This window comes from Kitasatospora sp. NPDC127067 (genome assembly GCF_042724755.1).
Classification (GTDB): domain Bacteria; phylum Actinomycetota; class Actinomycetes; order Streptomycetales; family Streptomycetaceae; genus Kitasatospora; species Kitasatospora lactacystinica.
In genome coordinates, this window is record NZ_JBHXEM010000044.1 from 1 (window position 1) to 18,026 (window position 18,026).

Annotated in this window: 15 protein-coding genes and 1 pseudogene; 15 read left to right on the plus strand and 1 reads right to left on the minus strand. The window is 73.4% G+C overall.

Features of this window, described 5'->3' with window-relative positions; all coding sequences use genetic code 11:
- A pseudogene (locus tag ACFWJ4_RS19160) lies at window positions 1-97 on the minus strand (GntR family transcriptional regulator); the annotation flags it as partial.
- 44 nt (window positions 98-141) lie between these two features.
- Between ACFWJ4_RS19160 and ACFWJ4_RS19165 the strand changes: the two are divergent.
- The 15 genes from ACFWJ4_RS19165 to ACFWJ4_RS19235 all read left to right on the plus strand — a co-directional run bounded on the left by ACFWJ4_RS19165 (window position 142) and on the right by ACFWJ4_RS19235 (window position 18,018).
- Window positions 142-840 carry an AAA family ATPase gene (locus ACFWJ4_RS19165; RefSeq protein ID WP_380545465.1) on the plus strand — a complete coding sequence of 233 codons (699 nt, stop codon included), beginning with the start codon at window positions 142-144 and terminating at the stop codon, window positions 838-840.
- Window positions 840-3,122: a DUF5682 family protein gene (locus tag ACFWJ4_RS19170; RefSeq protein WP_380545382.1), complete on the plus strand. Its 2,283-nt coding sequence runs from the start codon at window positions 840-842 to the stop codon at window positions 3,120-3,122. Before ACFWJ4_RS19165 ends, ACFWJ4_RS19170 begins: the two co-directional genes overlap by 1 nt.
- Window positions 3,119-4,261 carry a VWA domain-containing protein gene (locus tag ACFWJ4_RS19175; protein WP_380545384.1) on the plus strand — a complete coding sequence of 381 codons (1,143 nt, stop codon included), beginning with the start codon at window positions 3,119-3,121 and terminating at the stop codon, window positions 4,259-4,261. Before ACFWJ4_RS19170 ends, ACFWJ4_RS19175 begins: the two co-directional genes overlap by 4 nt.
- Window positions 4,258-6,279, plus strand: a complete 2,022-nt coding sequence (locus tag ACFWJ4_RS19180) for a hypothetical protein (RefSeq protein WP_380545386.1) — start codon at window positions 4,258-4,260, stop codon at window positions 6,277-6,279. The genes ACFWJ4_RS19175 and ACFWJ4_RS19180 overlap by 4 nt, the downstream gene beginning before the upstream one ends.
- A 1,064-nt stretch (window positions 6,280-7,343) precedes the next feature.
- Window positions 7,344-7,769 (plus strand): MarR family winged helix-turn-helix transcriptional regulator, encoded by a 426-nt coding sequence (locus tag ACFWJ4_RS19185; protein ID WP_380545388.1) that lies wholly within the window; start codon window positions 7,344-7,346, stop codon window positions 7,767-7,769.
- Window positions 7,770-7,827: 58 nt separating this feature from the next.
- A complete protein-coding gene (locus tag ACFWJ4_RS19190) occupies window positions 7,828-9,324 on the plus strand; it encodes an FAD-dependent monooxygenase (RefSeq protein WP_380545390.1) in 1,497 nt (498 codons plus the stop codon).
- A complete protein-coding gene (locus ACFWJ4_RS19195) occupies window positions 9,309-9,632 on the plus strand; it encodes a TcmI family type II polyketide cyclase (protein WP_380545392.1) in 324 nt (107 codons plus the stop codon). The genes ACFWJ4_RS19190 and ACFWJ4_RS19195 overlap by 16 nt, the downstream gene beginning before the upstream one ends.
- On the plus strand, window positions 9,632-10,915 hold the full coding sequence (locus ACFWJ4_RS19200; protein ID WP_380545394.1) for a beta-ketoacyl-[acyl-carrier-protein] synthase family protein: 1,284 nt from the start codon (window positions 9,632-9,634) through the stop codon (window positions 10,913-10,915). The genes ACFWJ4_RS19195 and ACFWJ4_RS19200 overlap by 1 nt, the downstream gene beginning before the upstream one ends.
- The gene (locus ACFWJ4_RS19205) at window positions 10,912-12,132 is read left to right on the plus strand and encodes a ketosynthase chain-length factor (protein WP_380545396.1); all 1,221 of its coding nucleotides are present in this window, start codon (window positions 10,912-10,914) and stop codon (window positions 12,130-12,132) included. Before ACFWJ4_RS19200 ends, ACFWJ4_RS19205 begins: the two co-directional genes overlap by 4 nt.
- A gap of 13 nt (window positions 12,133-12,145) precedes the next feature.
- A complete protein-coding gene (locus tag ACFWJ4_RS19210) occupies window positions 12,146-12,415 on the plus strand; it encodes an acyl carrier protein (protein ID WP_380545398.1) in 270 nt (89 codons plus the stop codon).
- A 13-nt stretch (window positions 12,416-12,428) separates the two neighbouring features.
- Window positions 12,429-13,217 carry an SDR family NAD(P)-dependent oxidoreductase gene (locus ACFWJ4_RS19215; protein ID WP_380545400.1) on the plus strand — a complete coding sequence of 263 codons (789 nt, stop codon included), beginning with the start codon at window positions 12,429-12,431 and terminating at the stop codon, window positions 13,215-13,217.
- Window positions 13,218-13,248: 31 nt separating this feature from the next.
- The gene (locus ACFWJ4_RS19220) at window positions 13,249-14,187 is read left to right on the plus strand and encodes an aromatase/cyclase (RefSeq protein WP_380545402.1); all 939 of its coding nucleotides are present in this window, start codon (window positions 13,249-13,251) and stop codon (window positions 14,185-14,187) included.
- A gap of 3 nt (window positions 14,188-14,190) precedes the next feature.
- The gene (locus tag ACFWJ4_RS19225) at window positions 14,191-16,197 is read left to right on the plus strand and encodes an SDR family oxidoreductase (RefSeq protein ID WP_380545404.1); all 2,007 of its coding nucleotides are present in this window, start codon (window positions 14,191-14,193) and stop codon (window positions 16,195-16,197) included.
- Window positions 16,198-16,222: 25 nt separating this feature from the next.
- The gene (locus ACFWJ4_RS19230) at window positions 16,223-17,797 is read left to right on the plus strand and encodes an acyl-CoA carboxylase subunit beta (protein WP_380545406.1); all 1,575 of its coding nucleotides are present in this window, start codon (window positions 16,223-16,225) and stop codon (window positions 17,795-17,797) included.
- A gap of 29 nt (window positions 17,798-17,826) precedes the next feature.
- Window positions 17,827-18,018 carry an acyl-CoA carboxylase subunit epsilon gene (locus ACFWJ4_RS19235; RefSeq protein ID WP_380545408.1) on the plus strand — a complete coding sequence of 64 codons (192 nt, stop codon included), beginning with the start codon at window positions 17,827-17,829 and terminating at the stop codon, window positions 18,016-18,018.
- The last annotated feature ends 8 nt before the right edge of the window (window positions 18,019-18,026 follow it).

The window sequence follows — 18,026 nt, forward strand, 5'->3', positions numbered from 1 at the left end:
ACTCCCAGGTGCCACGCACCGCGAAGTCGGCCTGCTCCTGACGGAAGGGGGTGGCGCCGCTGTCCGGCCGGTATCCGGAGCGGGCCACGCGGCGCGGCGACCACCGAGGACCAGATCAAGTACTCGTGGAACTACGCCCTGCTGGTCTCCGAGGGCCCCTCCACCCGCTCGCTGGTGCCCGCGCCGATGCTGCGCGGCATGGCCGACGGCCGGCTGGTCCGGTTCGAGGAGATCACCCGCTGCCCGCTGGAGGTGCAGGACTCGCTGCTGTCCCTGCTCTCCGAGCGCGTGGTGGCGATCCCCGAACTGGACGGGCCGGAGGGGATGGTCTTCGCCAAGCAGGGCTTCAACGTGATCGCCACCGCCAACACCCGCGACCGCGGGGTGAACGAGATGAGCGCGGCGCTCAAGCGCCGGTTCAACTTCGAGACGGTCTTCCCGATCCCCGACCTGGACACCGAACTCGCCCTGGTGGAGGCCGAGTCCGCGCATCTGCTGCGCCGCTCCGGGGTGGCCGCCGCGCCCGACCGGGACCTGCTGGGGGTCCTCGTCACCACGTTCCGCGAGCTGCGGGCCGGTGAGGGCGGTGACCGCCTGTCCGCGGTGATGAGCACCGCGGAGGCGGTCTCGGTCGCCCACGCGGTCGGACTGCGCGGCTGGTACCTGCGCGGCGAGTCCGGCAACGCGGCCGACCTGGTCGCCAGCCTGGCCGGCACCGCCGCCAAGGACAGCCCGGAGGACCTGGCCCGGCTGCGCCGCTACCTGGAGCAGCGGGTCCCGCGGCGGCGCGGCCCGCACTGGCACGCCGTGCACGAAGCCCGCCACCTGCTGGCCGGCTGATGCCCGCGGTCTTCCTCGGGGTCCGCCACCACTCCCCCGCCTGCGCCCGTCTGGTGGCGGACACCGTCCGACGGCTGCGGCCCGCGTACGTGCTCGTCGAGGGGCCGGCCGACCTCAACGGCCGCCTGGACGAGCTGGCCCTCGGGCACGAACTGCCGATCGCCGTGTTCAGCCACTACCGCGACGCCGAGCGCACCGCCACCACCTGGACGCCGCTGTGCGACTACTCGCCCGAGTGGGTGGCACTGCGGGAGGGCCGGGCGGCCGGCGCGGAGGTGCTCTTCGTCGACCTGCCGTCCTGGCACCCGGCGTTCGAGCTGCGCGCCAACCGGTACGCCGACGCGGAGGCCCGGTACGCCGAGGCCACCGCCCGGCTGTGCTCGCGCTTCGGCACCGGCTCGGTGGACGCCCTGTGGGACGGCCTGTTCGAGGTGGCACCGGCGGACGGGCTCGCCGGGCGTCTGGACGCCTACTTCGACCTGGTCCGCGGGGACGCCGAGGCGGACGAGGGCGACCGGGCCCGCGAGGCGTACATGGCTGCCTGGATCCGCGCCGTCCTGGCCGAGGCGGGACCAGCGACCGTGCTGGTGGTCACCGGCGGCTTCCACACCCCCGCGCTCCGCACCCTCGCCGAGCGGCCCGCGGAGGTGCCCGGCCGGCCCGCGCTGCCGGCGCCGCGACCCGGCGCGGTGTCCGGCAGTTACCTGGTGCCCTACTCGTTCCGGCAGCTGGACGCCTTCGCCGGCTACCAGTCGGGCATGCCCTCGCCCGCCTACTACCAGCGGCTGTGGGAGGACGGCCCCGAGGCCGCCGCCGACCATCTGCGGCAGTCCGTGGTGTCGCGGCTGCGCGGGCGCCGCCACCCCGTCTCCACGGCCGACCTGGTCGCCGCCGCCGCGCTCACCGGCGGCCTGGCCGCGCTGCGCGGCCACCCGGTGCCGGCCCGTACCGACGTGCTCGACGGCCTGGCCGGCGCGCTCGTCAAGGACGACCTGACCCGGCCGCTGCCCTGGTCGGAGCGCACCCCGTTGGCGCCCGGCAGCCACCCGGTGGTGGTCGAGATGGTCGCCGCGTGCAGCGGCTCCCGCACCGGGCGGCTGCACCCGGACACTCCGGCCCCGCCGCTGGTCCACGACACCGCCGCCCGGCTCGCCGCGATCGGGGCCACCGGCACCCGCCCGCTGACCTGCGACCTGACCACCGAGGACGGTCTGACGGCCAGCCGGACCCTGCACCGGCTGCGCGTCCTCGGCGTGCCCGGCCGCCACCGCACCGCCGGACCCGCCCACGGCGCCGACCCGGTCACCACCGAACGCTGGGAAGCCGGACCGGACACCGGCCGCGACGCCGCCCTGATCGAGGCGGGCGCGTACGGCGCCACCCTCGACGAGGCCGCCGCCACCGTCCTCGCCGAGCGGGCCCGTACCACCGGGCCCACGGACACCGAACTCGCCGCCCTGCTCCTCGACACCGTGCTGTGCGGCGCCACCGCCCTCACCGACCGGCTCCTGACCGCGCTCACCGCCGTCCTCGCCCGCCACCCCGACCCGGGTGCCCTCGGCTCCGTCCTCGCCACCGCGCTCGGCCTGTGGCGGCACGACCGGGTGTACGGCACCGCCCGCAGCCCGCTGCTGGCCGCCGTCGTCGACGGCGCCGTCACCCGCGTCCTGTGGCTGGTCGAGGGCGCGCACGGCCGCTCCGGCACCGACCCGGCGCGCCTCGCGGCCCTCGCCGCCGTCCGCGACGCGCTGTGCCACGCCCCCGACCTGCTCACGGTCACCCCCGAGGACGCCGCCGCCCTCGCCCTCCGCATCGCCCGCGACCCGCACGCCCCCGCCGACCTTCGCGGCGGCGCCCACGGCCTCCACCTCGCCCTCACCCCCACGGCCGATCCCGACCTCGCCTCCGCCGCCCTGCACGCCGCGGGCGACCCCGGCGCGCTCGGCGACTGGCTGGCCGGCCTGTTCGCACTCGCCCGGGAGGAGGTCACCGCCGACGCGGGCGACGGCTCCCTGCTGGCCGCCGTGGACTCCGTCCTCGCCGAGCTCACCGACGCCGAGTTCCTCATCGCCCTCCCCGCCCTGCGTCAGGCCTTCGCCTGGTTCCCGCCGCGCGAGCGCGAGCGGATCGCCCGCCGTCTGATCGAGCGTCGCGGCCTGCGCGGCTCCGCCCGCGCCCTGCTCCGCACCACCGCCGACCCCGTGCACCTGGCCGCCGCCCGCGCCCTGGAGGAGAACGTGACCGCCCTGCTCGACCGCCACGGCCTGCGGAGTGCCCGGTGACCGCGCCCGAGCCCACCCCCGCAACGGCACCCGACCCCGCCCTGGAGCGCTGGCGCCTGGTCCTCGGTTCCCCCGCCGAGCCCTGGACCGGCAGCCCGGGCGCCGACGGCGCCGCCCGCGACGCCGCCCTGGAGTGGCTGTACGGCCGCGACGAGGACCTCGACCGCCGCGGCATCCGCGGCGCCGGCGCGGAACCGTCCCGGGTCACCGCGGTCGACTGGCTGGACGACATCCACCGGCTCTTCCCCCGCGAGACGATCGAACGCCTGGAGCGCGACGCCGTCGAGCACTACGGCATCGACGAGATCGTCACCGACCCGACCGTCCTGGAGCGGGTCGAGCCGAGCGCCGCCCTGCTGCGCGCCGTGCTCCGCACCAAGCACCTGATGAACGAGCAGTTGCTCGGCCAGGCCCGCCGCATCGTGGCCGCGGTGGTCCGGCAGCTGATGGAACGCCTCACCCCGGAGCTGCGCCAGGCGTTCACCGGCGCCCGGTCCGCCCGCCCGAGCCGCCGCCCGCTCGCCCGCGACTTCGACTTCCGCCGCACCGTCCGGGCCAACCTCGGCCGCTACCGGCCCGCCGAGCGGCGGATCCTGATCGAACGCCCGCACTTCCACTCCCGCACCCGCCGGCACCTGGAGCAGTGGCAGCTGATCCTGCTCGTCGACCAGTCCGGTTCCATGGTCGGCTCGGTGATCCACTCCGCGGTCACCGCGGCCTGCCTGTGGAGCCTTCCCGGCCTGAAGACCCATCTGGTCGCCTTCGACACCCAGGTGGTGGACCTCACCTCCGACGTCACCGACCCGGTGGAGCTGCTGATGCGGGTCCAGCTCGGCGGCGGCACCGACATCGCCCGTGCCGTCGACTACGCGGCCGGTCTGGTGGAGAACCCGCGGCGCACCGTCCTCGCGGTGGTCAGCGACTTCTACGAGGGCGGCGACCGGTACCGGCTGCTGCGCACCGTCCGCTCGCTGACCGGGCAGGGCGCCACCGTGCTCGGACTCGCCGCGCTGGACGAGGAGGCCGCCCCCGCGTACGACCGCGAGCTGGCCGGGCAGCTCGCGGACGCCGGCGCGCACGTGGGCGCGATGACGCCGGGGATGCTCGCCGAGTTCGTCGCCGAGCGGCTCGGCCGATGACCGCCGCGACGCGGGCCGATCTGCTCGCCCTGGACACCGACACGCTCGCCGCACTCGCCAATCGCGGCCTGGTGAAGCGCGCCGCCCGCGAAGTCGCCGCGGGCGACGGGCCGGTGCCCGACCTCGACCCGGACGGCACGCTTCGCGGCACCTGCCCGGACGGCAACTCCGTCGTCCTGCCGCCCGGCACCGGGCTGGACGGTGGCAGCTGCACCTGCGGCGCCCCGGGCGTGTGCCGCCACCGGATCGCCCTGGTCCTCGCCCACCAGCACGCCGCCGCCGACGCCCCGCCGGGTCCTGCCCCCGGCCCCGCCGCTTCCGGCACCCCCGGTACGCCCGACACCCCCGCGCCCGCCCCCGCGTGGTCCCCCGGCGCGCTGGACGACGAGGCGCTGACCGCCGCCGTCGGCGCCCGCGCCGTGGCCGCCGCCCGCAGGACCCTGGAGCGCGGTTATGCCGCGCGGCTGCACCATGCGCGCCCGGACGATCCGCAGCCGGTCGCCGAACTGGCCGCCTGCACCGTCCGGTTCCCCGTCCCCGGCGAGCTGGGCTTCGCGGTGACCGACGCCGCGCAGGACCGCCGCGGCGAGATGATCGCCCTCGCGGTCTGGGCCTTCCGGGCCGCCGACGGCCGCCCGGCCGTCACCCTCGGCGGCCGTCCCGAGCCCGATGCGGGCATCCCGCCGGTCCTGGACGCCGCCCTCGGTCTCGCCCGCGAGCTGCTGCTCGACGGCGCCGTGCACGCCGGGCCGGTCCTCACCGCCGATCTCCACCGGGTGCGCGACGAACTCGCCGACCGTTCCCTGCACTGGCCGGCCGGCCTGGTCGCCGACCTGATCGGCCAGCTCGACGCGTACGCCGCCCGGTCCGCCGACCACCGGCCCGAGGAGCTGGCCCTGCTCCTGGCCGAACTCCACGCCCGTCACCGCGCCGCCGCCCGCCCCGGCGCGTCCCGGTCGGAGGTACTCGGTGTCCGGGAGACCGCCGAGACCCCGCTGCGCCGGATCCGCCTGACCGCGCTGGGCTGCCGGATCCGCGGCACCGCAACGACCCGGTCCGCCGAGGTCTACCTCGCCCACCCCGCCGCCGGCACCGTCCTGGTGCTCCGCCGCGGCTGGGACGTCCCGGCCGACGGCCGTCCGCCGACCGGGCACGCGCTGGCCGCCCGCCGGATCGCCGGCCACCGCCTCGACGCCCTCGCCGCCGGCAACGTGGTCAGCGAAAGCGCCGTCCGCAGCGCCGCCCGTGAACTCCGCCTCGGCCGCGGTCGGACCGCCGCCACCACCGTCACCCCGGTCGGCGGCTCCTGGACCGACCTGCCCGCCCCGCTGCTGCTCACCGACCTCGACGCCCACCTGCGCACCCTGGAGGGCCGGCCGCCGCGGCTGATCCGGCCCCGCATCGCCGCCGAGTCCCTGCACGTGGTGCGGCTCTCCGCCGTCGAGGGGGTCCGGTACGACGCCGCCGAGCAGCGCCTGGAGGCCGCGGTCCGCGACGCCGCCGGCAACCCGGCCACCCTCGCCGCCACCTACGACCCGGCCTGCCCCGGCTCCCTCGACGCGCTCGCCGCGGCGCTCGGGTCCGGCGCCGTCACCCACGTCAGCGCCACCCTCCGACGGGCGGCGGGCCGCACCGTCCTGGAGCCCGCCGCGCTCCTCGCGGGCGACACCGTCGTCGTCCCCGACCTCGCTCCCGGCACCGCGTCCACCACCCTCGGCCCCGCCGCACCGCCGTCGGCCGACCCCGTCGCCGCCGACCTCGCCGAGGCACTCGCCGCCCTCGCCGACACCGCCCACCGGGGCCTGCGCCACCCGGACGGCCCCACCCTGACCCGCCTGGACCGCACCGCCGCCCGGCTGGACCGCGGCGGCCTGGCCACCACCGCCGAGCTTCTGCGCGCCCTCGCCCACGCCGTGCGCGCCGGCGACCCGGACGCCGCCGCCCGCACCTGGTCGGACGCGGCCGTCCGGCTCGCCGTCACCGTCGAGGCACACCGGGAGACCGCCGGCCGCCCCTGAGCGCCTTCGCCGAGGACGCCCCCGAGGTCCCCGTACAGAACCCTCCCGCTCTCCCGGGCCCCAGCGCCGGGCGCACCGTACGGAGTCGATCTCAAAAACGCCAACGTTTCGTTTCAAGGACTGAGATTCGGCGGAGTTTTCATTCTTGCGGCGCCGAATTCTTCACGAAAGCGCCACCATGGCGCCATGGACGGCGAGTCGGCGTGCTCGGCTCCCGGGGGACCGATGCCGCATCCGCGAATGACAAACCCCCGGGAACCCCGAATAGGTGTCACCGGCGCCGACGGCGAGGCAAATGGAGCCGCCTCTTCCAATTTCTCGCACCGCGCCGCGCACTTCCACCGGAAGCGCTATCGGGCAGCGGCCGACGGATTGTGGCGACAGTCACGTTTCGGCATCTCGCCCGCGTCAGGAACTCGCAAGGAGTCCACTCGGCGACACGCCCGAACCCTCCCGGAAATCACCAGGTCAGCACGCCGGGACTGCACACCGGGCGTCGCGTCGAAGTACCGCTGATACGCGCCGACCGGCACACTTTCGGGCGGCCGAGTTTGTTGATGCGTATGCAATGGACGCCCTGTAGCGTAGGCCCGGACGAGGCTTCCACGAAGCGGAATACGGCCCGAGGACCACCCGCAGCCGTACCCCGACAGCAGATCGAAGCCGGCGACCGGATGAGCAGCAAGGGGGAAATAAGGATGATCGAGCACGACCGCAGGAGCATGCCTCGACAGAGACACCTCGCCGCAGCTCGGGCGGCCACCGCGACGAGGACGAGAACCGGGGTCCTCCGGGATGGCCAGGACATCTACGTACCGGGACGCTTCGACTCCGTCGAGAACGAACACATATCGCCTCCCGAGGCGAGCGGCTCCTTGCACAGCATCGAACAAAGGGCCCTACGGGCGACCCGCAAGGGACCCTGCGGGTCGCCCACAGGCTTGCCCGTGGAACCTTGTTGCGCGGCAGCCGATCATGCGAGTGTCTAGTGGTTGGACATTCGACCGCGAGTCTGAACATGCGGGCCGAGAATCTCTCCCCGTACGCGAGGAAGTAGGCGCTTCATGCTCCAGCAGAACACCACCAAGCGCATCGGATACTGGCTTCTGCATTTGCACCGGCTCTTCGACGAAGCCACCGCGAAGGCCCTTGCCGGAGAGAATCTGAACCGGCGGCAATGGCAGGTTCTGCATGCCATCAGTATTGGCGTGCGGACCGTCGCGGACATCGACGCGGCATTCTCTCCGTTCCTGGCCGTGGACCGTTCCGACTCCTACCGGTCGGTGGTCGATGGATTCGTGGACCGCGGCTGGGTGTCGAGCCAGGACGGCACGGTGACGCTCACCGAATCCGGCAGTGCGGCGCACGTGCGGGCCGAGGTCCTGGTGAACGCGCACGCGGCCCGCTCGCTCGCCGGAATCTCCGAGGAAGAATTCCTCGCCGCCAATGACGTACTGGCCCGCATAGCCGCCAACATCGAGACCGAATAGGGATTTCCGACACCCGCCACCCACCGGGATCGGCTCCCCGGACGCTCTGGAGATTCACATGGACGCTTCAGTCATTGTCGTCGGCGCCGGGCCGGCCGGGCTCATGCTGGCCGGAGAACTGCGTCTGGCGGGCGTCGACACGATCGTGCTCGACCGGTTGCCGGAACGGACCGGCGAGTCCCGCGGGATCGGTTTCACGATCCGCACGATGGAGGTCTTCGACCAGCGCGGCCTGCTGCCCCGGTTCGGCGAGATCGGGACGAGCGAGGCGGGGCACTTCGGCGGCCTTCCGCTCGACCTGGCGGTCCTGGACGCCGCCCACGCATCGGCGCGCGCCGTCCCCCAGTCCACCACCGAGTCTGTACTGGAGTCCTGGGCGCGGGAGTTGGGCGCCGACATCCGGCGCGGCACGGAGGTCACCGGCCTCGCCGAGGACGGCGAGGGCGTGACCGTGATCGTACGGGACTCGGCCCGCGCGCTGCGGGCCCGCTACGTGGTGGGCTGCGACGGCGGTCGCAGCACCGTCCGCAAGCTCGCCGGGTTCGACTTCCCCGGCACGCCCGCGACCACCGAGCTGTTCCTCGCCGACCTCAAGGGCGTGGACCTGGAGCCCCGGATGACCGGGCAGCCCACCGGCGGCCTGGTGATGGTGGCCAAGCTGCCCGGCGGCATCCACCGGATCATCGTCGGAGAGCGGGGCACTCCTCCACGGCGCCGTTCGGGGCCGCCGGAGTTCGGCGAGGTCGCCGATGTGTGGAAGCGGCTCACGGACCTCGACATCTCCGGTGCCGAGCCGGTCTGGGTGAGCGCGTTCAGCGACGCGGCCCGGCAGGCCACCGAGTACCGGCGTGGCCGGGTGCTGCTCGCCGGGGACGCCGCGCACGTCCATCTCCCCGCGGGCGGCCAGGGCATGAACACCTCCGTACAGGACTCGGTCAACCTGGGCTGGAAGCTCGCCGCAGTGGTGCGGGGCACGGCGGACGAGGCTCTGCTCGACAGCTACCACGAGGAGCGGCACGAGGTCGGCCGCAGGCTCCTGGCCAACACCCGGGCGCAGAGCCTGCTCCTCCTCGGCGGCGAGGAGGTCTCCCCCGTGCGGGACGTGCTCGGCGAACTCCTCGACCACCCCGAGGTGGTCCGCCATCTCGCGGCGCGGGTCAGCGGCCTCGACATCCGTTACGACGTCGGGAGCGGGCGCAGTCCGCTGCTCGGTGCGCGTCTTCCGCAGCTCGACCTGACCTGGGCACGAGGGCGCACCACGAGCACCGCGCTCCTGCGCGCGGGGCGCGGCGTGCTGCTCGACCTCGACGACAACGCGACGCTGCGCGGGCGTGCCGACGCCTGGCGGGACCGGGTCGACATCGTGACGGCAACCCCCGTCGGCGTACCCGCCGGCAGTGACTCGAAGGGGATTTCGGCGGTGCTGGTGCGCCCGGACGGACACGTCGCCTGGGCCGCTCCCGGCAGCCACCACGACCTGCCGATGGCCCTGGACCGCTGGTTCGGACCCGCTCGACAGACAAGGAAGAAGGGAAAACCATGCACAGCACTCTGATCGTGGCCAGGATGGCACCCGCCTCGGCCGAGAACGTCGCCGGACTCTTCGGGGCCTTCGACCGGACCGGCATGCCCGACCGCATGGGCACGCGTCGCCGTCAGCTCTTCGCCTACCGGGGCCTGTACTTCCACCTCCAGGACTTCGACGACGACAACGGCGCGAGCCGCATCGAGGAGGCCAAGACCGATCCGCTGTTCACCGCGATCAGCGACGACCTCAAGCCGTACATCGCGGCGTACGACCCGGCGACCTGGCGTTCCCCCGCGGACGCCATGGCCCGCCGCTTCTACGAATGGAGCGCCTGATGGGCGGCGCCCACGGCCGACGGGTCGTGATCACCGGTGTCGGGGTGACCGCGCCGGGCGGGCAGGGGACCAAGGGCTTCTGGAAGCTGCTCACCGACGGCCGCACGGCCACACGCCGCATCTCGTTCTTCGACCCGTCGCCGTTCCGTTCGCAGGTGGCCGCCGAGGTCGACTTCGACGCGGAGCTGTCCGGACTCACCCCGCAGGAGATCCGGCGCATGGACCGGGCCGCGCAGTTCGCGGTGGTCACGGCGCGCGAGGCGGTCGCCGACAGCGGCCTGGAGTTCGAGGCGCTCGCCCCGCACCGGACGGGAGTGACGATCGGAAGCGCGGTCGGCGCCACGATGGGCCTCGACCAGGAGTACCGGACCGTCAGCGACGGCGGCCGCCTCGAACTGGTCGACCCCGCCTACGCCGTGCCGCACCTCTACAACTACATGGTGCCCAGCTCCTTCGCGACGGAAGTCGCCTGGGCGGTGGGCGCCGAGGGCCCGAGCACGGTCGTCTCCACCGGATGCACCTCCGGTCTCGACGCGGTGGGGTACGCCGCCGACGTCATCCGGGAGGGCTCCGCGGACGTGATGATCGCAGGCGCCGCCGACGCGCCCATCTCGCCCATCACGGTGGCCTGCTTCGACGCGATCAAGGCGACCACCCCGCGCAACGACGATCCGCAGCACGCCTCGCGCCCCTTCGACGGCAGCCGCAACGGCTTCGTCCTGGGTGAGGGCTCGGCGGTCTTCGTCCTGGAGGAGCTGGAGAGCGCCCGCGCCCGCAGAGCGCGGATCTACGCCGAGGTCGCCGGCTTCGCGACCCGGTCGAACGCCTTCCACATGACGGGGCTCCGGCCCGACGGCAAGGAGATGGCCGAGGCGATCCGGGTCGCCCTCGACGAGGCACGGCTCGCCCCGCAGGACATCGACTACATCAACGCGCACGGCTCGGGCACCAAGCAGAACGACCGGCACGAGACGGCCGCGTTCAAGCGGAGCCTCGGCGACCACGCCTACCGCACGCCGGTCAGCTCCATCAAGTCGATGGTGGGGCACTCGCTCGGTGCGATCGGTTCGATCGAGGTGGCCGCCTCGGTCCTCGCCATGGCCCATGACGTCGTGCCCCCGACCGCGAACCTCCACACCCCCGACCCGGAGTGCGACTTGGACTACGTACCGCTGACGGCCCGGGAGTGGAAGACCGACGCGGTGCTCTCGGTGGGCAGTGGATTCGGCGGCTTCCAGAGCGCGATCGTGCTCGCCGCCCCCGATCGGGCGGCCGCCCGATGAGCTCCCGCACGGTGGTCACGGGGCTCGGCGTCGTCGCTCCCACCGGTCTCGGCCTGGCGGACTACTGGGCGGCGACGCTCGCCGGACGGGGCGCGATCGGCCGGGTCACACGGTTCGACCCGTCGCCGTACGCCTCCCGGCTCGCGGGCGAGATCCGCGGGTTCGATGCCAAGGAGCACCTTCCCGGCAGGCTGCTTCCGCAGACGGACCGGATGACCCGCCTCGCCCTGGTCGGCGCCGACTGGGCGTTCGCGGACGCGGGCGTCGTCCCGTCCGAGCTGCCCGACTACGACGTCGGCGTCATCACGGCAAGCCACTCCGGCGGTTTCGAGTTCGGGCAGAACGAGCTGCGCGCGCTGTGGAGCAAAGGCGGCCAGTACGTCAGCGCCTATCAGTCGTTCGCCTGGTTCTACGCGGTCAACAGCGGCCAGATCTCCATCCGCGGCGGGCTGCGCGGCCCGAGCAGCGTGGTGGTCAGCGACCAGGCCGGCGGGCTCGACGCGGTGGCACAGGCCCGCCGGCAGATCCGCAAGGGCACCCGCATGGTGATCTCCGGGGCGGTCGACGCCTCCATCTGCCCGTGGGGCTGGGTGGCCCAGCTGACCAGCGGGCGCCTGACCACCAGCGACGACCCGGAGCGCGCCTATCTGCCCTTCGACGACCGGGCCGCGGGCCACGTGCCGGGCGAGGGTGGCGCGCTGCTCGTCCTGGAGAACGCCGAGCACGCCCTGGAACGCGGTGCTCCGCAGGTGTACGGGGAGATCGCCGGGCACGCCTCCACGGTCGACCCCCGGCCCGGCGGCGACCGCGCGCCGACCCTGCAGCGCGCCATGGAACTCGCCCTGGCCGACGCCGGCCTGGCGCCGGACGACATCGACGTGGTGTTCGCCGACGCCGCGGCCGTGCCCGACCTGGACCGGTCCGAGGCGGAGGCGATCACCAAGGTGTTCGGGGTGCGCTCGGTGCCGGTGACCGCACCGAAGACGATGACGGGCCGCCTCTACTCGGGCGCGGCACCGCTGGACCTGGCGGCCGCGTTCCTGTCGATGCGCGACGACGTGATCCCGCCGACCACCGGCTCCACGCTGTCCCTGGACTACGACATCGACCTGGTGACCGGCGCCCCGCGTCCCCACGCGGTGCGCGCCGCTCTCGTACTCGCCCGCGGCCAGGGCGGATTCAACTCAGCGATGGTCGTGCGGGCCGCCCACCGCTGACGAAAGGAACACCGTGTCCACCACCGCATTCACCCTGTCCGAACTCAAGCGGATCCTCCTGGAGGCCGCGGGCACCGACGAGGAGGCCGACCTGGACGGGGACATCCTCGACACCGACTTCGGTGACCTCGGCTACGAGTCGCTCGCCCTCCTGGAGACGGCGGGGCGCATCGAGCGCGAGTACGGGATCAGCCTCGACGAGGACGCCTTCGGCGAGGCCCGCACCCCGCGCGCCCTGATCGACCTCGTCACCGCCCATCTGCCCGCCACCCACGCCGCCTGAGCAGGAGCCGAGCATGACCGACACCACAGCACACAAGGTCGCCCTGGTCACCGGTGCGACCAGCGGGATAGGCCTGGCATCGGCCCGGCTGCTCGCCGAGCAGGGGCACCGGGTGTTCCTGTGCGCCCGCGACGAGAAGGCCGTCGCGGAAACCGTCAAGTCCTTGCAGGACGAGGGTCTCGACGTGGACGGCACCACCGGCGACGTGCGTTCCAAGGAGCAGGTGGCCGGTGTGGTACGGGCCGCGCTCGCCCGGTTCGGGCCCATCGACGTCCTGGTCAACAACGCCGGACGCTCGGGCGGCGGGGTGACCGCCGACCTGGCCGACGAGCTGTGGGAGGACGTCATCGCGACCAATCTCACCAGCGTCTTCCTGGTGACCCGAGAGGTCCTGAACGCGGGCGGGATGCGCGCCAAGGCGCGCGGCCGCATCATCAACATCGCCTCCACGGCCGGCAAGCAGGGCGTGGTGCTCGGCGCCCCCTACTCGGCGTCCAAGCACGGCGTGGTCGGCTTCACCAAGGCCCTCGGCAACGAGCTCGCGCCGACCGGCGTCACGGTGAACGCGGTGTGCCCCGGCTATGTGGAGACCCCCATGGCGCAGCGGGTCCGCCAGGGCTACGCGGACGCGTACGGCACCACCGAGGACGCGATCCTGGAGAAGTTCCGGTCGAAGATCCCGCTCGGCAGGTACTCGACGCCCGAGGAGGTCGCGGGCCTGGTCGGCTATCTCGCCTCCGACCTGGCCGGTTCCATCACCGCCCAGGCCCTGAACGTCTGCGGCGGCCTCGGCAACTTCTGATCCCGCCCGACCCGACTGAGGAGCACCCATCATGACGACCCGTGAGGTCGAGCACGAGATCACCGTCGCGGCGGCGGCGAAGGAGGTCTACCGGCTGCTCGCCGAGGTGGAGAACTGGCCTCGCCTCTTCCCGCCGAACGTGTACGTCGAGTACCTGGAACGGGAGGGCGACCGGGAGCGCATACGGATCTGGGCCACCGCCAACGGCGAGGCCAAGAACTGGACCTCGCGCCGCGACCTCGACCCGGAGGGGCTGCGCATCACCTTCCGGCAGGAGGTGTCGTCGCCGCCGATCGCCGAGATGAGCGGCACGTGGATCATCGAGCCGCTGGGCCCGGAGGAGACCCGGCTGCGGCTCCTGCACTCCTACCGGGCCGTCGACGACGACCCCGAGTCGCTGGCCTGGATCGACGAGGCGGTGGACAGCAACAGCCGCGCCGAGCTGCCCTCGCTGAAGGCCGGACTCGAAGAGGCCGCGCGGACCGCGGAGTTGACACTGTCGTTCACGGACTCGGTGCGGGTCGAGGGGTCAGCGAAGGACCTGTACGACTTCATCAACGAGGCCGACCGGTGGGTCGAGCGCCTGCCGCACGTCCGTTCCGTCGATCTCACCGAGGACACCCCCGGTCTGCAGGTCCTGCGGATGGACACCGTCGCCAAGGACGGCTCCACGCACACCACCGCATCGGTGCGGGTGTGCTTCCCGCACCAGCGGATCGCGTACAAGCAGACCACGCTGCCGGCGCTCATGACGCTGCACACCGGGAACTGGCACTTCGAGGAGGGCGATGACGGGGTCGTCACGGCCACGTCGCAGCACACCGTCGTCGTCAACGCGGAGAACATCACCGGGATCCTGGGCCCGGACGCGGGCGTCGAGCAGGCCAGGGACTTCCTGCGCGGCGCGCTCGGTGCCAACAGCCGGGCCACCCTGGACCACGCCAAACGGTACGCGGAAGCGCGGCGTTGACCGATGCCGCTCATCCCGACTCCCCCGACGGACACCGATGTCGTGATCGTCGGCGCGGGGCCCGTCGGGCTGCTGCTCGCCGGGGACCTGCGCACGCACGGCGTGCGCACCACCGTCCTGGAGCAGCTCGCCGAGCCGATGACCGAGTCACGGGCGTCCACGTTGCACGCCCGCACCATGGCGGTGTTCGACGAGCGCGGCATCCTCGACCGGCTCGGTGAGCTGCCGGACGGCGGCCCCGGCCACTTCGGGGGCATACGGCTCGATCTGACCGCCGCCGACCCCGGCCACCGGTACGCCGGCCAGTGGAAGTGCCCGCAGACCCGCATCGAGTCGGTCCTCCAGGAGCGGGCCCTGGAACTCGGGGCGCGGCTGCGGCGCGGTCTGCGCCTGGTGTCCCTGGCCGACCGGGAGGGGCACGTCCTGGTCGAGGCCGTCGGGGACGACGGCGAGCGCGCCCGTGTCACCGGCTCGTTCGTGGTGGGGTGCGACGGCGGCGACAGCACCGTGCGGCGGCTCGCGGGCTTCGACTTCGCGGGCCACGCCGCGACGCGCGAGATGCTGCGGGCCGACGTGGCGGGCATCGACGTGCCGGCCCGGCGCTTCGAGCGGCACCCGAACGGCCTTGCCGTGGCGCACCGTTGGCCGGACGGCAGCACCCGTGTGATGGTCCATGTCTTCGGCACGTCCCCGAAGGAGCGCACCGGGCCCCCCGCGTTCGACGAGGTCGTCACCGCGTGGGCGGAGGTCACCGGCGAGGACATCGGCCACGGGACGGCCCTGTGGCTGAACGCCTTCGACAACACGAGCCGCCAGGCGACCCGGTACCGCAAGGGCCGGGTCCTGCTCGCCGGCGACGCCGCCCATGTGCAGATGCCCGTCGGCGGGCAGGCACTCAACCTCGGCCTGCAGGACGCCGCCGAACTCGGCGGACGCCTCGCGGGGCGGGTCGGGTCACCGGACCGCGACGACCTGCTCGACGGCTACGACCTGGTGCGCAGGCCCATCGGCGCGCACACCCTCGACAACATCCGGGCGCAGTCGCTGCTGCTCCTCGGCGGACCCGAAGTGGAGCAGCTGCGGGACGTGTTCGGCGAACTCCTCGGCTTCGGCCCGGTCCGCCGCCACCTGGCCCGCATGATCAGCGGCCTCGGCCGCTCCCCCGCCTCCATGGCACCGAACGCATCCCCCACCGAGGGGATCCCGCACGACCCGACCGCATCGAGTGACAGGAGTTCGAAGATGGGCAGGCTCGCCGACAAAACGGCGCTGGTCACCGGTTCCAGCCGGGGCATCGGCCGCGCCACCGCACAACGCCTCGCCCGGGAGGGCGCCCTCGTCATCGTGCACTACGCCTCCGACCAGGCCTCCGCCGACGAGACCGTGGAGCTGATCGAGCGGGACGGCGGCCGTGCCTTCCCGGTCCGCGCGCGGCTCGGCGTCCCCGGCGACGTGCACGAGCTGTTCCTCGGTGTGGAGCGGGGCCTGAAGGAGCGGACCGGGGAGACCGGGCTCGACATCCTGGTCAACAACGCGGGCGCCACCACTCCGGCCGGGCTCGCCCCCGAGGACGTCACGGCCGAGGAGTTCGACCGGCTCTTCGCCGTGAACGCCAAGGCCCCGTTCTTCATCGTGCAGCGGGCGCTCCCGCTGCTCTCCGACGGCGGCCGCATCATCAACATCTCGTCGGGGCTCACCCGTTTCGCCAGCCCCGACCAGGTGGCGTACGCCATGACGAAGGGCGCCATCGAGCAGCTCTCGCTGCACTTCGCCCGGCACCTCGCCCCGCGCGGCATCACCGTGAACAGCGTGGCGCCCGGCATCACCAACAACGGCAGCGCGGTCTTCGACATCCCCGAGGCAGTGGAGCAGATGTCCCAGCTGTCCGCGTTCAAGCGGGTCGGCGAGGCCGTGGACGTCGCGGACGTCGTGACGTTCCTGGCCAGCGACGAGGCCCGCTGGATCACCGGGTCGTTCGTCGACGCGAGCGGCGGCACCCTGCTCGGTTAGCCCGACCGGACCACCAGGAGCGACGATGACCACCGCGCAGGCACCTGTGCCCACCGCCACCGACCGGCTCGGCGAACTCAACGAACTCAAGGAACTGGCGCGGCTCGGAGCCGACCCGAAGGCCACCGAGCGCCAACACGCCAAGGGCAAGCTCACCGCGTACGAGCGCATCGACCTGCTGCTCGACCCGGGCACCTTCACCGAGGTGGAGCAGCTGCGGCGGCACCGCGCGACCGGCTTCGGTCTGGAGGCGAAGCGCCCGCACACCGACGGCGTGGTCACGGGCTGGGGCACCGTCGAGGGCCGGACGGTCTTCGTCTACGCGCACGACTTCCGCATCTTCGGCGGCGCGCTCGGCGAGGCGCACGCCCAGAAGATCCAGAAGATCATGGACATGGCCCTCGCGGCCGGCGCCCCGCTGGTCTCGCTGAACGACGGAGCGGGCGCCCGCATCCAGGAGGGCGTCTCGGCGCTCGCCGGGTACGGCGGCATCTTCCAGCGCAACACCAAGGCCTCCGGCGTCATCCCGCAGATCAGCGTGATGCTCGGGCCCTGCGCGGGCGGCGCTGCCTACTCCCCCGCGCTCACCGACTTCGTGTTCGCGGTCCGCGGCATCTCGCAGATGTTCATCACGGGCCCGGACGTGGTGCGTTCGGTGACGGGCGAGAAGGTCACCCAGGACGGGCTCGGCGGCGCCGATGTGCACGGCGGCGTGTCGGGCGTCGCACACTTCGTGCACGACGACGAGGAGAGCTGCCTCGCGGACGTACGCCTCCTGCTGTCGATGCTGCCGTCCAACAACCGGGAGCTGCCGCCCGCGGCACCGAACGGCGACCCGGCCGACCGGCGCGTGGACCGCCTGCTCGACCTGGTGCCCGCGGACGGGAACCGGTCGTACGACATCCGCGACGTGATCACCGAACTCGTCGACGACGACGACGTGCTGGAAGTGCACGCCCAGTGGGGCGCCAACCTCGTGTGCGCCCTGGCGCGGCTCGACGGCCAGGTGATCGGCGTCGTCGCGAGCCAGCCGTCGTCGCTCGCCGGCGTCCTGGACATCAAGGCCAGCGAGAAGGGCGCGCGGTTCGTGCAGTTCTGCGACGCCTTCAACATCCCGCTGCTCACCCTCGTCGACGTGCCGGGCTTCCTGCCCGGTGTCGACCAGGAGCACGAGGGCATCATCCGGCGCGGTGCGAAGCTCCTGTACGCGTACTGCAACGCGACCGTGCCCCGCATCTCGGTGATCCTGCGCAAGGCGTACGGCGGCGCGTACATCGTGATGGACTCCCGCTCGATCGGCGCCGACCTGTCCTTCGCCTGGCCCACCAACGAGATAGCGGTGATGGGCGCGGAGGCTGCGGCCGATGTCGTCTTCCGCCGTGAGATCGCCGCGTCCCGGGACCCGGCCACGACCCGTGAGCAGAAGATCAAGGAGTACAGGCGGGAGCTCGTTCACCCCTACTACGCGGCCGAACGCGGCCTGGTCGACGACGTCATCCACCCCGGCGACACCCGCTCCGTCCTGATCCGCGCGTTCGCGATGCTGCGCCGCAAGGACGTCGACCTGCCCCATCGCAAGCACGGCAACCCCCCGCAGTGAGCGGCCGGTCGACCGGCTCCGACGGGTCCTTGTTCCTGCGCGTGGAGAAGGGCAGCCCGGACACGGTCGAGCTGAGCGCGCTCACCGCCGTCCTCTACGCCCGGCTGGCCGCCGCCCGGGAGCAGCCGCCGGACTCCGAGCGCCCGCCGGCGCGCTGGCGCCGCCCGGAACGCGCGCCCGGCTTCCGGGGCCCGAGGACCTGGCAGCACGGCCCCGGTTGAGCACCCGC

Bases quoted from the DNA above. Each gene is read 5' to 3' on its own strand.
- ACFWJ4_RS19190 (WP_380545390.1), top strand. From the start codon at position 7,828: ATGGACGCTTCAGTCATTGTCGTCGGCGCCGGGCCGGCCGGGCTCATG.
- ACFWJ4_RS19225 (WP_380545404.1), top strand. From the start codon at position 14,191: ATGCCGCTCATCCCGACTCCCCCGACGGACACCGATGTCGTGATCGTC.
- ACFWJ4_RS19220 (WP_380545402.1), top strand. From the start codon at position 13,249: ATGACGACCCGTGAGGTCGAGCACGAGATCACCGTCGCGGCGGCGGCG.
- ACFWJ4_RS19170 (WP_380545382.1), top strand. From the start codon at position 840: ATGCCCGCGGTCTTCCTCGGGGTCCGCCACCACTCCCCCGCCTGCGCC.
- ACFWJ4_RS19215 (WP_380545400.1), top strand. From the start codon at position 12,429: ATGACCGACACCACAGCACACAAGGTCGCCCTGGTCACCGGTGCGACC.
- ACFWJ4_RS19205 (WP_380545396.1), top strand. From the start codon at position 10,912: ATGAGCTCCCGCACGGTGGTCACGGGGCTCGGCGTCGTCGCTCCCACC.
- ACFWJ4_RS19200 (WP_380545394.1), top strand. From the start codon at position 9,632: ATGGGCGGCGCCCACGGCCGACGGGTCGTGATCACCGGTGTCGGGGTG.
- ACFWJ4_RS19195 (WP_380545392.1), top strand. From the start codon at position 9,309: ATGCACAGCACTCTGATCGTGGCCAGGATGGCACCCGCCTCGGCCGAG.
- ACFWJ4_RS19180 (WP_380545386.1), top strand. From the start codon at position 4,258: ATGACCGCCGCGACGCGGGCCGATCTGCTCGCCCTGGACACCGACACG.
- ACFWJ4_RS19230 (WP_380545406.1), top strand. From the start codon at position 16,223: ATGACCACCGCGCAGGCACCTGTGCCCACCGCCACCGACCGGCTCGGC.
- ACFWJ4_RS19185 (WP_380545388.1), top strand. From the start codon at position 7,344: ATGCTCCAGCAGAACACCACCAAGCGCATCGGATACTGGCTTCTGCAT.